The 15,683-nt window shown below is 46.9% G+C and carries 14 protein-coding genes; 4 read left to right on the forward strand and 10 right to left on the reverse strand.

From position 1 onward, the window contains the following. Positions 1-62: 62 nt before the first annotated feature. A complete protein-coding gene (clpB, locus tag KV190_RS04695) occupies positions 63-2,678 on the forward strand; it encodes an ATP-dependent chaperone ClpB (protein WP_460194810.1) in 2,616 nt (871 codons plus the stop codon). Between the two features lie 89 nt (positions 2,679-2,767). Here the strand turns inward: clpB and KV190_RS04700 are convergent, their stop codons facing one another. The 4 genes from KV190_RS04700 to KV190_RS04715 are packed head-to-tail and all read right to left on the reverse strand — an operon-like array spanning position 2,768 to position 5,013. Further along, positions 2,768-3,238: a hypothetical protein gene (locus tag KV190_RS04700; protein WP_460194811.1), complete on the reverse strand. Its 471-nt coding sequence runs from the start codon at positions 3,236-3,238 to the stop codon at positions 2,768-2,770. Positions 3,239-3,268: 30 nt separating this feature from the next. After that, positions 3,269-3,880: a hypothetical protein gene (locus KV190_RS04705; protein ID WP_460194812.1), complete on the reverse strand. Its 612-nt coding sequence runs from the start codon at positions 3,878-3,880 to the stop codon at positions 3,269-3,271. Positions 3,881-3,899: 19 nt separating this feature from the next. Beyond that, positions 3,900-4,553, reverse strand: a complete 654-nt coding sequence (locus KV190_RS04710) for a protein kinase family protein (protein ID WP_460194813.1) — start codon at positions 4,551-4,553, stop codon at positions 3,900-3,902. A gap of 25 nt (positions 4,554-4,578) precedes the next feature. Beyond that, the gene (locus tag KV190_RS04715) at positions 4,579-5,013 is read right to left on the reverse strand and encodes a hypothetical protein (protein WP_460194814.1); all 435 of its coding nucleotides are present in this window, start codon (positions 5,011-5,013) and stop codon (positions 4,579-4,581) included. Positions 5,014-5,204: 191 nt separating this feature from the next. Between KV190_RS04715 and gshA the strand changes: the two genes are divergently transcribed. Beyond that, entirely contained in the window at positions 5,205-6,344 is a 1,140-nt protein-coding gene (gene gshA, locus KV190_RS04720; protein ID WP_460194815.1) for a glutamate--cysteine ligase, read from the forward strand. 2 nt (positions 6,345-6,346) lie between these two features. Next, complete coding sequence (lpxB, locus tag KV190_RS04725) at positions 6,347-7,510, forward strand: lipid-A-disaccharide synthase (protein ID WP_460194816.1); 1,164 nt, start codon at positions 6,347-6,349, stop codon at positions 7,508-7,510. A 14-nt stretch (positions 7,511-7,524) separates the two neighbouring features. Here the strand turns inward: lpxB and KV190_RS04730 are convergent, their stop codons facing one another. From KV190_RS04730 to KV190_RS04755, 6 genes are all read right to left on the reverse strand, one after another. Next, on the reverse strand, positions 7,525-9,822 hold the full coding sequence (locus KV190_RS04730; RefSeq protein ID WP_460194817.1) for a dynamin family protein: 2,298 nt from the start codon (positions 9,820-9,822) through the stop codon (positions 7,525-7,527). A 14-nt stretch (positions 9,823-9,836) separates the two neighbouring features. Then, positions 9,837-10,772, reverse strand: a complete 936-nt coding sequence (locus KV190_RS04735) for a hypothetical protein (RefSeq protein ID WP_460194818.1) — start codon at positions 10,770-10,772, stop codon at positions 9,837-9,839. A gap of 26 nt (positions 10,773-10,798) precedes the next feature. After that, a complete protein-coding gene (locus KV190_RS04740; RefSeq protein WP_460194819.1) occupies positions 10,799-13,213 on the reverse strand; it encodes a dynamin family protein in 2,415 nt (804 codons plus the stop codon). A gap of 160 nt (positions 13,214-13,373) precedes the next feature. Beyond that, a complete protein-coding gene (locus KV190_RS04745; protein ID WP_460194820.1) occupies positions 13,374-13,814 on the reverse strand; it encodes a Spy/CpxP family protein refolding chaperone in 441 nt (146 codons plus the stop codon). Positions 13,815-13,863: 49 nt separating this feature from the next. Next, positions 13,864-14,184 (reverse strand): hypothetical protein, encoded by a 321-nt coding sequence (locus KV190_RS04750; RefSeq protein ID WP_460194821.1) that lies wholly within the window; start codon positions 14,182-14,184, stop codon positions 13,864-13,866. Continuing rightward, entirely contained in the window at positions 14,181-14,786 is a 606-nt protein-coding gene (locus tag KV190_RS04755; protein WP_460194822.1) for a sigma-70 family RNA polymerase sigma factor, read from the reverse strand. The genes KV190_RS04750 and KV190_RS04755 overlap by 4 nt, the downstream gene beginning before the upstream one ends. Before the next feature lie 158 nt (positions 14,787-14,944). On the opposite strand from KV190_RS04755, the gene KV190_RS04760 reads away from it, so the two are divergent. Next, complete coding sequence (locus KV190_RS04760; protein ID WP_460194823.1) at positions 14,945-15,604, forward strand: MotA/TolQ/ExbB proton channel family protein; 660 nt, start codon at positions 14,945-14,947, stop codon at positions 15,602-15,604. Positions 15,605-15,683 lie beyond the last annotated feature (79 nt).

Consider the following 15,683-nt stretch of genomic DNA (forward strand, 5'->3'; position numbering starts at 1 on the left):
TTTCTTGCAATCCATACAATATAAATAGTTAAAAAGTGTAAAAAGGGGTCAAAGGGTCAGCTATGCAACCATCCAATCCAAATCAATTTACCGAAAAAGCATGGGCCGCGATCGCCCGCACGCCGGATCTAGCCAAGCAGGCACAGCATCAGAATCTCGAAAGTGAACACCTGATGAAATCGCTGCTCGAGCAAGAGGGTCTGGCCACACAAATTTTCCAAAAAGCTGGCTGTTCGGTGCAGCGCATTCGGGATCTCACCGATGAGTTTATTAACCGTCAGCCGAAAATCAGTAATCCCAGTGGCGTCTATCTGGGACAGAGCCTTGACAAGCTCCTTGATCGCGCCGAAGAGGCACGCAAACAGTTTGGCGATGAGTTTATCTCGATTGAGCACTTGGTATTGGCCTTTGCCCACGACGATCGCTTTGGTAAAAAACTCTTTCAGGACATTGGCCTTACGGAAAAAGTGCTGCGGGAAACGATTCAGCAGATTCGTGGCTCTCAAAAAGTGACGGATCAAAACCCAGAGGGCAAATATGCGGCACTAGAAAAATATGGCCGTGATCTGACGCTCTTGGCTCGGCAAGGGAAACTGGATCCCGTCATTGGCCGTGATGATGAAATTCGCCGCGTGATTCAGATTCTCTCCCGCCGTACCAAAAATAACCCGGTGCTCATTGGTGAACCCGGCGTTGGTAAAACCGCCATTGCTGAAGGCTTGGCACAGCGGATTGTGGCGGGGGATGTGCCTGATTCCCTGCGCGATCGCCAGTTGATTGCTCTCGACATGGGTGCCTTGATTGCCGGTGCCAAGTATCGCGGTGAATTTGAAGAGCGCCTCAAAGCTGTTCTCAAGGAAGTGACAGACTCCAACGGCCAAATCATCCTCTTTATTGATGAAATCCACACCGTCGTTGGGGCCGGGGCTACCCAAGGGGCGATGGATGCCGGCAACCTGCTCAAACCAATGTTGGCACGGGGCGAACTGCGCTGTATTGGTGCCACTACCCTCGATGAGTACCGCAAATACATTGAAAAGGATGCAGCCTTAGAGCGGCGCTTCCAGCAGGTCTATGTGGATCAGCCCAGCGTTGAAGACACGATCTCGATTTTGCGCGGTCTCAAGGAACGCTATGAGATCCACCACGGTGTCAAAATTTCCGATACCGCCTTGGTGGCAGCGGCTACGCTTTCAGCCCGCTACATTAGCGATCGCTTCTTGCCCGACAAAGCGATTGACCTTGTGGATGAAGCGGCAGCCAGATTAAAAATGGAAATCACCTCGAAACCCGAGGAATTGGATGAGATTGACCGCAAAATCCTGCAATTGGAGATGGAGCGGCTCTCGCTGCAAAAAGAAACCTCGGCAGCCTCGCGCGATCGCCTTGAGAAACTCGAAAAAGAGCTAGCCGACCTCAAGGAGGAGCAAAGCCGCCTCAATGCCCAGTGGCAAGCAGAAAAAGAAGTCATTGACCGTCTCCAAGCCATCAAAGAGGACATCGAAAAAGTCAACATCGAGATCCAGCAAGCGGAACGCAACTATGACCTCAACCGGGCTGCCGAACTCAAATACGGCAAGCTCACAGAACTCCACAAAAAACTGGCGGAAGCTGAAGCCAAACTGCGGGAGATTCAAGTAGGCGGGCGATCGCTCCTGCGAGATGAAGTGACTGAGGCCGACATTGCCGAAATCATCTCGAAGTGGACAGGCATCCCCGTGAGCAAACTGGTGGAGTCGGAAGCCCAAAAACTGCTGCACCTCGAAGAAGAGTTGCACAAACGGGTTGTGGGTCAAGATGAGGCGGTCACCGCAGTGGCGGAAGCCATTCAGCGCTCCCGTGCCGGGCTAGCGGATCCCAATCGTCCCATTGCCAGCTTCATCTTCCTTGGGCCAACGGGTGTCGGTAAAACAGAATTGGCCAAAGCCTTGGCGGCCTTCATGTTCGACACCGAAGAGGCGATGGTGCGGATTGATATGTCCGAGTACATGGAGAAACACGCCGTATCGCGGTTGATTGGGGCGCCCCCCGGTTATGTGGGCTATGACGAAGGTGGTCAACTCACGGAAGCCATTCGCCGCCGTCCCTATGCCGTGGTTCTCTTCGATGAGATCGAGAAAGCCCATCCCGATGTTTTCAACGTGTTCCTGCAAATTCTCGATGATGGCCGCGTCACGGATGCCCAAGGGCGGACGGTGGACTTCAAGAACACGATCATCATCATGACCAGCAATATTGGTTCCCAGTACATTCTCGATGTGGCCGGCGATGACAGTCGCTACACGGAAATGTACAACCGTGTCATGGAGGCGATGCGTGCCCACTTCCGACCCGAATTTCTCAACCGCGTGGATGAATTTATCATCTTCCACAGCCTGCGCAAGGATCAATTGCGGCAAATTGTTCAATTGCAGGTGCAGCGGTTGCAGCAACGCCTGAGCGATCGCCACATTACCTTGTCCCTCACTGAGAAGGCGATCGACTTCTTGGCCGAAGTGGGTTACGACCCCGTCTATGGTGCTCGCCCGCTGAAACGCGCCATCCAGAAACAACTGGAAACCCCCATTGCCAAAGCTATCCTGCGGGGCGACTTCTTTGATGGCGATACGATTCTGGTGGATGTGGGCGACAACGAACGCCTCAGCTTCCAGCGCCAAGCGGAACTGGTAACCGTTTAGGGGCAACTGAGACCGATTCAAGAGGGTTGGGTTGGGGCTTTCCCCTCAGCCCTCTTTTTTTAACCCATTCTGAACAGCCACAACCTGCCTCAGTAGCCTCGGTCAAACAGCGTAATCTTGGCCAACAGTCCCGCCACCATCAAAAAGAGGGCCACTAGCAGTGCCCAGAGGCGATTTTCCGTTGAACCTTGGCGCTTCCCTAAGTCCACTAACTGCTCACGATTGGTTTGTACTTCCAAGCGCACTGCCTCAATTTTGGCTTCTATGGTGTTGAATTTCTCGTCAATCGTGTTAAATTTCTCGTCAAATTTTGCTTCCAGCGTGTTTAGTTTCTCTTCAAACTTGGCCTCTAGGGTGTTGAATTTTTCTCCAAATCTGACTTCTATAGCATTCAATTTTTCATCTACTATCTGGAACTTTTGATCAATCGTATTGAATTTCTCGCGGATTTCGGCGTGACCGACTTTCACCTCAAGGGTGAGTTCCGCCAGTTGGGACTGCATGGCCTTCATGGTCTCGAGGACTTCTGCGAATTGAGATTGGGTGACGGGTTCACTCATGGGTGGAGTTCAAGGGGACTTAAGTTCATTCTAGAGTGACCCAGCAATTTCCGTTTTTAACGTCTCCATAAATGCCGAATAATTTTGGTGGTTGGCTGGGAAGCCGAGTTCTAGCCAAGTCTGGGGTAACGTGTCTGCAATAAACTGGCGTGCTTCAGTACCATTGTCAGGCTGGCGATCGCCCCACTCCATATCAATAATATGGCCACCCCAAGTTAGCTCAGATTCCGTATAGAAAACCAAAATTTCTTGAGGACGTAATGCCCCATGCCGCCACGATCGCCAAAATGTCCTGAGCAGTTCTCCCACCGCCATGCCCAAATCCCCCGATTCCGTTTGGGTGGCAATGTTATCCCCCATCGCTTTTAGGTAATGGTAGAGGGTTGCTCCCCCCAGTTCCTCGTGCATGACATAACTGTTGTTTTGCAGGCCAATCTCTGTGATGATTTTTGGGCCTAGGCCTGCGGCAGCCAAAGCCACTTGACACTCATACTCATGGCGCAAGTCATAATGTCCCTCTTTGCGCAGCCACTGCTGGACACCATCAATTTTAGTGAGGGTAGAACGCCGAGCTGAGCCAAAGGTTTCACGACGGGTTAAGCGACAGGTCACTTTGTTGTAGAGGTTGCGGGCAACAAACATGGCAGCAGCTCCTAGGAGACTAAATTTCACGGCTGAGGCTATCCAGCAGCTCATCAATCAGGGTCTGACCCAATTCCCATGTAACCGCTCGGTAGTAGTCCTCAATGCACTCAATGAGAAAGGCTTCCTCCTCTTCCCGTGAACAGAGCCGCAGATGTTGAAACTCTGGATGTGCCTGCCGAAATTCACGGCGCCCTGTTTCTGTATCTTGAAATGTGGTCGTAAAGTCGATCAAAAACGGCTGTACGGTTGCCAGTGAGAACACAATATTGCCTGTATGAAGATCACCATGGATGTAGCCTGCATGCCAAAATTCGTAGAGGAGCTTTCCCATCTGTGCACCAATGTGTCTCGCTTGGTCACAGGTGCCGTAGCCTGAACTTAGCCCCAAAAGAATGTCCCGCAGAGCAATGCCATCATCAATCAATTGGATCAGCATATAGCCATTTTCCAAAAAGGGTTCGACGGCGGGTGCCATGCCCAGTTCTGCTAACTCCAAACTCATTGCTAGCTCCCACTCAAGGGAAATGCCACTTAAGCAAATGCGCTTGACCCACGTTTGACCCGTTTCCTCATTGCGGAATGTATCTAGTTCTGCGGTGTTGCCTTTGTCGAGCCGCTCAGCCACAGTTTGCGTATCGAGAAATTCTGTTAAGGTCAGGGATTGAGCCATGGAGATGTTTCCTGATGCATTTAGATCACAGCCGATCGCCCGCCTCTAGGATTTTCTCCAGCTCGTCTGCTACCTGTAGAACCACGCGGATGCTAGTGTAAAGAGCTTCGGCATCACAATCAGCAGCAATTTTGTTACAAAAAACAGCAGCATATTTGTTACCATTAGAGCGCAATTCCCAAGCACCAATTTTCGTGTTGGCATTTTCAATTAACAGATAGTTGGCCACCTCTTGGTCGAGATAGCCGTCGGAGATATAGCCAATCGACCAGACATCGCGAATTTCATAGCTGCCCAGTTGTTGGGTCTGCGAGTCAATAAAGGCCTGTTGCGATCGCCCATTGCCCAAATCAAAGACGACACGGTAATCGCCATCCTCATCCACTTGGTAGCGAATTCCCAAGTGATCTAAGAGACGACCAACGCGGACATCTGCTTGGGCTCGCCGCTGACCAAACATACCTATAAACTCCTAGTGGTCAGTGTAATTTGAATTACAGGCTATCGTATCAGATTCTTATGCTTACAGCAGCAGTTTCATGAATGTTCATATATGCGACAAGCGCGGGAGCGTGGTATCGTGACTAAGTAGCTAAAAATTCCCAATCTACGCGGGGTTGCCCGCTCACCCAACTCAGTTAAGGGGCTGCCATGCTATCAAAGGGCTTTGAGGTTGAACTCTACACGGGTAAACCCACGGGCGAGATTGTGGGACTGTCGGATCGAATCGTGAGGGACTTGCCGGGGTTTGTGCGCGAACCCGATAGCCGCAATGTCGAATTCACAACGCCCCCTGTGTATCTCTATGATCAAGCCCTCTGTGACTTGCTGCGTCCTCGCTTTCGGCTGCGGGCGTATCTGAAATCTTTGGGGGATTTAACCCTTGTCCCCGGCAGCACCCTGAGCCTAGGGGATAGTCAACACTTTTATCGCTCTGACCCCCAGAACCCCTACCACACCTACATTGAGCAAACCTATGGCACGCGGGTTGTCACCGCCAGTGTCCACATCAACATTGGCCTGCGGGATCCAGAAGAGTTGATCCGTGCCTGTCGGCTGGTGCGTGTGGAGGCACCTCTGTTTCTAGCGCTGAGTGCTGCTTCGCCGTTTCTCGATGGCAAGGTAACGGGCTATCACTCCACCCGTTGGGCAATCTTTCCCAAAACACCACCCCAAGTGCCCCTCTTTACCAGCCATGCCCACTTCATTGAGTGGACAGAAACACAACTGCAACTGGGCACAATGCAAAATGTGCGGCATCTCTGGAGTGCAGTGCGTCCTAATGGCGATCGCCGACCCTATGATCTGAATCGTCTTGAACTGCGAATTTGTGATTTAGTTACGGATCCCATTGCCCTACTGGCGATTACCGCTCTTTTGGAGGCGCGACTCCTACAATTGCTCGACACTCCTGATCTTGACCCACTCCGCTGGGGTGATGGTGAGATGCTGGCACAACTAGCCGATGAAAACGAGCAGCTTGCTGCAAAAAATAGCCTAGAGGCCGTGTTGACCCATTGGCGCGATCGCCGACAACTAACGGCAGCCGCTTGGATAGCAGAACTCTATGAAGAAGTCTGGCCGATCGCCAAAGCACAGGGCTTTAGCTGCTTTCTGGCACCGATTAAGAAAATCCTGCGACAGGGGAATACTGCCCGGCAATGGCTGGCTCAATATGCAGCGGGGCAATCCATCCCTGAGATTATGGCTGCCGCCGTAGAGGAAATGGCCGCTAGCGAACAGGAATTTGCGGATCAACTCTGTCAACCAGTGGCGGCAGTGCGGGGCTAGGCATGGCGCATTTGTTCATTAGCACGGGGGAAGTCTCCGGGGATTTGCAGGGTGCCCTATTAGTCAAGGCACTCTATCGCTTGGCGGTAGAGCGGGGGATTCCCTTAGAAATTTCTGCCCTTGGGGGCGATCGCATGGCTGCTGCGGGGGCAAAGCTGCTCTTTAATACTGGGGGAATTGGCTCCGTGGGGCTACTAGAAGCCCTGCCATTGATCAAACCGACGATCGTGCTGCAACTCAAGGCACGTCGCTATCTACGGCAGCACCCGCCCGATCTGGTGGTTTTGATTGACTACATTGGCGGCAATGTGGCTATGGGGCGATTTATTCGCAAGCACTTTTCTGTGCCGATGGTTTACTATATTGCCCCCCAAGAGTGGGTCTGGTCCCATAGCCTCAAGGCGACTCGTCAAATTGTTGCCCTCAGCGATCGCCTGCTTGCCATTTTTCCAGAAGAAGCCACCTATTACCGTCGTCATGGTGCCAATGTCGTTTGGGTAGGGCATCCCCTCTTGGATCGCATTGCTGCGGCTCCCAGTCGTGAAGTCGCCCGTCAAAGTTTGGGCATAGCTGCCGATGAGCTAGCGATCGCCCTGTTGCCTCTATCTCGCAAACAGGAAATCAAATCCCTCTTGCCACTGATTTTAGGGGCTGCCACAAATATTGCCAAAGCCTATCCTGAAGCCCGCTTTTGGTTACCCCTGTCTCTGCGGCAGTATCGTCCAGCCATTGAAGCAGTCCTCAAACAGTATCCAATTCGCGTCACCCTTGCGGAAGACTCCCTACAAGTTCTGGCGGCAGCGGATCTGGCGATCGCCAAGTCGGGCACCGTCAATTTAGAAACAGCCCTTTTGAACGTGCCCCAAGTCGTGATCTATCGTGTCCATCCCCTCAGTTTGTGGCTCTATCAGCGCTTCCTGAAGTTTGATCTCAAATTTGTCTCCCCCCCCAATTTACTCGTAAATAGAGAAATTGTCCCTGAACTCCTTCAAGAACGAGCCACCGTTGCCAACATTACCGCCGCTGCCCTTGAGTTGCTCGATCAGCCTGAGAAGCGCCTCGCGATGCAGGCAGGCTATGCGGAAATGCGAGCTGCCATGGGTACCCCCGGTGTGGTCGATCGCGCCGCCACAGAGATTTTAGATCTGCTGATTAACAAAAAGTAGGATAACTGTCCTTCTCAAACACTTAACTCAGCATTCAGCCTAAAACTCTGCAACGAGGAAACTAATTGCCGTAAACGCTCACTGACCTCTAAGTTAATTTCTAGGGATTTAAGGCTATTGGGAACTTCAGACAGTAGCGCAGGATTACCTTGCAGCCACTCATTGAGAGCAACACCTGCCCATGTCCCTTCCATGTCTCTAAATTGATCAACGAGACCTTTTAGCTCCTGAATGCAATAGGATTCAAATCCCGCAGCATCAAATATGGCTGAAAGCAGAAACTCCTTGAAGGCTTTTATATCACAAAGAACTTCAAAAGTAACTACCTCTTCAGGGGATTGTGGCTCGCAAGCAAGGGGTTGAAAGTCTTCTAACGTAGTGGGCTGCGAAACGCCCAAAACCTCTCGTCTCAATCCAGAATCAAACAGCAGCTTTGAGCCATACCTGACATAACGCCTTAAAACTTGAAAGGCAGGTTCCTTGCCATTGTAGTAATTATCAACTATCTCAACATCTACTCCCAGATTCTTAACGACTTCATTGCGAGTATCACTATTAACAGGCCCACGAATAATAGCCTCTGCCACAGGTCTAGCAAATCTCAGAAATAAAACACTTAAACTATTTTCTAGCTTAAATGCAAAAAGATTGCCAGAGCTACCAATCAACCGATCATGCACCAAAGAACTTCCCCAAAGAAGCGATGTCATATAATCAATAAGACTAGTAGCTTCATCCTGTAGTTCTTGAGCCAGTTGACTAGCAATAGAAGCCAAAGCTTTACTGACATCGATATATAAAGCTTCTCGCCATCTAAAATTTGCATTAACCCGATCAAAAACTGGATTAGAGTTAGCCGCAAAAATCACTTCCTTTTTCTGCTGTGCTCTTTCAATCAGAGCATTCATTTCAGACTCAACAAGTTCATAGTAACGTTGCTTAAATTTTTGAATACTACTTGGACTTGGCACCGAACTATTCGCATCACGACTGACAACAGATGTATTGAAATAGGTTTGGAGATCAGCTTTGACTTGCTCCCATTTCTTATGCCACCACTCAGTAAAGAGAATGCGCTGTCTTTCTTCTTGAACACGTTGTGCATCCTCAGGATTTTCAGGATATTTTTCCTTGACTAGAGCAGCAATTTTCTCTGAAGTTTCTATGATCTTAGTGATAATTGCATCACACCTTCTTTTTAGAACATTGACACGCTCAAAATTAATGTAATCAAAGACCTTTTGCTTAATTTCAGGGATTCCTGTTGCCTCATTGAGGGACTCATGACTATCAGTAGAGAACCCAAGTAGCTCAAATCTATTTTTTAGTGAAATAGGATCACCAACTTCAAGCTCTGTCTGCTTTTCAGCTAGTCCGTTTAAGACTAAATATGCTCCCGCCGATCCCGAAACAATACGATTGGTAGGTAATTTTGCTCGTAATAGCCAATCTTGGGAAGCTTCTCTAATATGTTGTTTTAAGGCTTCAGGACTAGCAAATGAATCAATTCGACTTAAAAAAACAAACAGCTTATCAGCAACAGCAACATTAACATCGCCAAGTTCTGTAAACTGAATAATTTCTAACTCTCTTTCTCGCAAATTAGTAAATCGCTGCACTAATATCACAGCATCACAATCGGAGAGCATTTTACGTGCTTCTTCAACGTGCATTGCCAAGCCCGAATCAAGGCCTGGAACATCATAGAAAACAATCCCTTCGGCTTGAGCTAGCTTGCTGGTATATAGGCGTGCTTCTTGAACCGCATGGGCATAATGCTCGTCTGCCACATATTTTCTGAGATGTTCTTTAATATCTTCTAAGCGAGTGAAAGGAATTGTCAGACTGCCTTCTTGTCTAACTTGAGATAAAGTGTCTTCATACTGCTGAATAATCCGCAGATCTTCAGTTGCATTAGCTTGTTTCAGATTTTCAAGAAGCTGGAAAAATTGCTCATCGGTTTTTGCTTGAACTTCTAGGCGTTGCTCTGTATCACTAACAACTGAGTAGATTTGAGTTGTCGTAAATGTGCATCTAGCTCCTTTTGCTGGCAGTAGATCACACTCTAGCCAAGCATTAATAAATGTGCTTTTACCAGCTTTCTCTAAACCTACCACAGCAATACGAAACTCACGCTTTTTCAGTCGTTGTAGTTGACGGCGTGCTGGCTCAGCTTCCTGTATCAGAATTTCCTTGAGGGTGCTCGGAACTTCAGCTTGGGGTAGAGTAGCCAAGCTAATTGCATAACGACTCACAGCTAGAGCATCAGTTAGACGAGACTCATAATAGGATGATGCTGATTTCCAATCCATTCTAGAAGCTATCCTTATGCGCGAATAAACTCTTCAACACCGTTAAGATTATCTAAGCAGCTAAGGTAAGCAATAGTATATTTAGAACTGGCATTCAAATTTCCATATATTGCGAACTTGGGGGATTTGCCAATAATTTCTTTACCGTCAGATACCTTTATTCTTAAGTATGTGTCATTCACACTATCTTTTAAAATTGGTTTATTTGATATAGACAATTTTTTCTCTAAATTATCTACAAGCTCATCTCTGATTACCCTATAGTATGAAGCACCCTCTATATATTTTTTCACTTCATCAACAGAAATAATCTGGCCTACTGTCAAATTTGCAACATCCCTAGCATATACGATCAAGCATATAGATGCAGGAATTTGTGAAACTTTAGTTTCAGATGGAACTATCGAACGTTCATCTTTTACCCTTGCTTTCTCTTTCAAATTACTATCTTTTTTGATTTTTTTATTTATGATTCCACTTCTATACAGTATTACTATGAGCAGAGCAACAAGAATAATAAGTGATATTTTCATCTCAGGAGTACTAATCTTAGTTACTAAATTATTAAAATTGTTTTTTATTCCCGACATTAAATCTTCCATTAGCTTTTCTATAGAGAAGCTTGGAACTTCGATCATAGGAACAGAAAAGCTAGGAAAATTAATATTGGGAATTTTAATACCAATAATATCAAAAAAAATCATAACTAGGTGAAATATAAATTGAACAGAAAAAAGACAATCTTCATCCAGTTGACGAGATTCGTTAATATCATATATTTCACATATCTCCTTATGTACAGCAAGAGTATCACCACCAATACTCCTCTCATTATTTAAACTATCAATAATTTTTTGAAGAGCAGTATACAAAAACCCACTCTCAACCCGCTTATATTCCTCGCTTGCTTGTATTTCTTGGACTAGGTTAGCTATGTCTTGTACATCCATAAAAATTATGAAATACTTAACTTTGCTCAAGTATAGTCTATTTGAGAGTACCTTAGCTCGGAAAATTGTTTGGCCAACTCTTGACCTTTGCTATGAATAGGCTCCCATATATGCTTTTGTCTTTGATAATCTAGAGTAAGTTCCTGATGAGCTTTATCTAGCCTTTTCTGATAGCGATCTTTAATACTAGTTATAAATTCAGACACGTTATCATTAAAGATTTTCATTTGTTCTAAAAACCAATCTAAAATTTGATCAATGAGTTCTCCTTCAGTTGCTTTCTTGGCTTGCAAAAGCCAACCAGATAGTAACTCTTCAATAGGTGGAACCTGAGCATTATCACTCGTTCGTTGCTCATACCTAACTTTATAATTAGTTATTTCTATGAGCCAAAGAAAAAACCAAGGACGCCTCTTTACTTCTTCTTTAACTTCTGCGTCCCATATGCCTTGCGTGATAGCAAAGCCCGCTTCAAAAGTAATATTAAACTTAAGGCTATGATTTACCCTAGCCAGTTGAGACTCGGACAGCTTAACGGCCATATTTGGTGCAATTTTAGCTGAGCCATTTTCTATATATTGCAACTGAAGCCTAGATAACTGATATACGGCCTCATATACTCTGTTGAGTTCTTGGGTGAGTACATCACTTAAAACATCTTCCATAACGATACTTAGGTGTTCAGACAGTAAATTTAACCTCTCATTTAACTCGTTAAGATTACGCTTCTCAATATCAGACTTTGCAACTATGGACATTCCATTTTTAGCATTTGAACCAGTATATTTTAAATCAATTAGTTTTCTGATATCATTTTCTAGTAAACTTAGCCTTTGGGATTTTACTTTTTTTAAATATGTGTTTGATAGATCTATTGATCCATCTTGAATTGATTTGGCTACAGCTCCTAAAACTTGCTCCACAGCAAATGCCAGCTCGCGTCTCCACCCGTAAATTGGCTGTAGCTTCTCACCTAAACTTGAATAAGGCTCTGTATTTTGAAGTTGCTGAACGGTATTTTCAAGCTGAAGAATGGGATCGGCATCAGTCTTGTTTGCTCGATATGCAATAAAATTTGATTTAGCCTTCTCAAAAGGATCGCGAAGCTTATGATCAGCATATTCCAAGAACTGCCGCAACTGGTTCGCTATTCTCTCAATATTCTCACATTCGCGTTGATATTTTTCTGCTGAACTGTTCAAAATCGCTGAGGTCGTTTGTGTTACCCATTCTACAATCTTGTTTCCAGCGGTCTCTTTAAATCTAGCAATAATTTGAGGAATAACTAGTTCTGGAAAATGCTGATTGATGTGCTCTATTAAGCTTCTCTCAAAGTCAATAGCATAGGAGTTTTGCCAAAGCTGTTCGGCAACACGCTCCCGATCTCGATGAGACCACTTTGCAGGCTGACGAGGAAGATCATCTAAAACTTCATTTCCAATTAAAGATGAGCAAAACTGATCGGCTTTCCGACAAGCGGCTATTTGTTGCTCACCTTCTTGAGATTGAATCAGGATAGAGAGTAGAGCAGGACGTGAACTCAGTTTAACTACATTTAATTGTTCAATTTCTTTGGTGTACTCCTGTAGATGCTCTTTCAATTTGGCTTTAATACTTTTTATAGTTTCTTCTGTGAACCTTGCTTCTGATTCATGGGGATTTTTGTCTTCTTGAAAAACGTCAATTCGGTTCAGAACAAACAACATCCTAGATGGGGAACCACCTAAATCTTTGACTTGACTAACAACCTCTTGCAGTAAATTAGAAACTTTTTGCTTATCTGTTTCCGCAGAGTTGTAGGTGACAATGCAAAGCGCTTCGCGACACTGACGAATAACACTCGCATTTCCTTCATCACCCACATGGGCTAAGCCGGGCAAGTCAAGAATCTGGAATTTTGCTTCCCGCGGCAATTTGAGTGGGTTTTCTCTGAGAAACCTGATGGGGTAACGAATTATCGCTTGTGGGCAGGCAATATTCGGATTGGTTTCCTTATGATCCAGATACCCCCGCATCGCTTTTTCTAGGTAGTAATATATTTGACTGTCGCTAATGTGATGCCACTCACCACAATCCCACGTTGCACCATGGGTTTTCTTTATTTCCAAACTTTTGGTATCACTATACTCAATTATAACTGAGCCAGCACTCATTTCACTGACAGCCACAGGAACAATCTCAGCACCGCATAACAAATTGACAAGGGTGCTTTTCCCGCTACTAGTCGTCCCTGTTGTTGCTAGGGTCAATACTGGATGATTTAGCTCATAGACTAATTTTTCTAATGCTTTTTCTAGATGGAAATTCAGCTCTAAAATTTCGGGTTGATATGTGTCAGGCAAATACTGAGAAATTTCGTCGCAAAAGTCTTTCCACAAGTTGGCTAAAAACCGAGCCTTGGTCTCAACTTTTTCAAAAACTTGATATAACTCGATACTCATAAAGAGCAATTCACAGTTTTCACTTTTAATGATTCTAAACGTTGTTTTTGAGATTGGATGTCAATTTATATTAACTTATGTAAATTTTTCTTAAAAAGTAAGCGGCCACCTGAGTATTCTCTGGCCGCCTATATGAGTTTGAGTTAGAGGATGAGAGGCTCTACTGTTGTGGTTTCATGGGGCGATTGCCCTGACGGCGTTGCTGCATTTGGGTGGCCAAGGCTTGCCGTTGTTGCGGTGTGAGGATGCCCCGCATGGCCAGCATGCTTTCAAAGCGGAGAGAAGCGAGTTGGTTTTCCAGTTGGCGCACCTGTTGGTGCTTGCTACGGATTTGATCCTCCGAGGCATTGCCACTCATCATCTGCCGCAGTTCTTCCTTGGCGGTGCGCAGTTGGTTGCGAGTTTGCTCCATTTGGCCTTGGTATTGTTGCTGCACGGCTTGCAAACGTTGCCGCTGCTCAGGGGTGAGATTGAGGTTGTCCAGATTGGCTCCCCAGCGAGGTCCGCCATAACCGGGGTCAGCAAAGGTCGGGGGAGCGATCGCCACTAGGGGGCTGAGGCTACCACATACAAGAAGTGCGGCCAAAGATTTTTTCAACATAGCTGTGTTCTCCTTTGTCAAAAATTTAACAAGAGAAAGTTAGATCAAACTAGTCAAAGACTGCGGGTTCGGCATCGTGGAACATTGCTTGCCAATTGCTCGTGATGAAGCTTTCCACCGAGTCTGGGGAAGTTTGTTGGGCCACTTGGTTTGAGGGTTTGAGGAACCACACACTCGTCGCGGTGGCGATCGCGCCAGCTCCCAAAAGAGACACGACCTGCCAGCGTCGCTTACTCAGTTGATGTTGATGCAAAGCGGCTTGGACAATGCGCTGCTCCAGATGAGGATGGGGTGGCGGGGGTGTTCCCGCATAGGTCTGCAAAAACTTAACCAAATTCGTATCCTCCGCAGGTGGGGGTTCACGTTTCATAGGCTGACTCCGGCTTCGGTAAAGTAAGTCCGCAATGTGCCTCGGGCACGAAAGAGACGGGATTTCACTGTACCCACGGGAATGCGCAGAATTTCAGCAATTTCCTTTTGGGGCAAGCCTTGGAGATCATGCATGACCAAAACACTGCGATACTCTAAGGGCAATGTGGCTAAACCGCGCTCGACCAAATCTTCGTAGTGCAATTGCCGTAGATCCAGTCCAGGGGTGAGTGCCTCGCTTTGAGACAGGTATTGTTGCTGTCGCGATTTGCGCGTTGCCAATTGACGGCGATAGTCGCAAGCCACATTCCAAGCAATCCGGTAGAGCCATGTCGAAAACTTTGCCTCATGTTTGAGACCCTTGAGCCCCTTCCATGCCCGCAAGAAAACCTCCTGCACCAAATCATCAAGGGCAACTGCACCGCACAACTGAAACAGGAGCGATCGCACCCGTTGCTGATGCCGTTGATAGAGTTCCCGAAACCCATTGGGATGTCCGGAAAGGCACTGCTCAATAATCCGCCGATCGGGATCGATCACTTGGGGTCGGGTCACGATATCCGTTGATGCCGTTGCCGCTGATAGGGGTAAAGATACACTCATGCGAGGTATCACTCCATTAACGTAATCGTCTCTTTAGACGCGGTATCAAAAACAGTGGTTCAAGACCCTTGGCACCACGGTTCGCTAGAATCTGGGAAACAATTGCGGCTACCGGCTGGACTATACTAAACGTCGGATGCTCTGACAGGGAACTGATCGTGAATATCGCTGAAATTTTTAACCGTGGTGGCTTGGCCATGTGGCCACTACTGATTCTCTCGATCTTAACCTTAGGCACCATTTTTGAGCGGCTTTGGTTTTGGAGCATTGTTTTCCGAGGAGAGACGAAACTGGCCGAGCAGATTCTGGATGCCGCTCGCCACGATTGGCAAGAAGCCATTGAATTAGCAGCAAATGCCTGTGACCAACCCATTGGTCGCTTCCTCTATACCCCTTTACAACTGATTGACACCAACCCAGAAATCTTTCGCCTAGCCCTAGAAGCTGCGGCTGATGAGGAACTGAGTGCGATGCGGCGGGGAGAAAAGGTCTTAGAGGCAACGATTACGATGGCACCTCTACTGGGTTTGTTGGGAACGGTGTTAGGTCTGATTAGTGCCCTCAGTTCTATTCGCTTGGGGGATATTGGCACACCCGCAACCATGGGCGTGGGTCTCGGGATTAGTGAGGCCTTAATTAGTACCGCCTCTGGCTTGGTGGTGGCGATCATTGCCCTTGCCTTTCAGCGGCTCTTTCAAGCGTTTCTCTTGCAGCAGGCACAAATTTTTCGCCGCACTGGCAATGAATTAGAACTCACCTATCGCCAAGCATGGCTAGAGCAGCGGATCAAAGGGGAACCTGAAAAAACACTGTTCTAACTCAAAGTCTATTTTTACACTTGAATTACCCTGAACTCCAAAATCCTACGGGTAGGGTGAACGAAAATCGTTATAATCG

The organism is Thermosynechococcus sp. FA-CM-4201, from assembly GCF_054689355.1.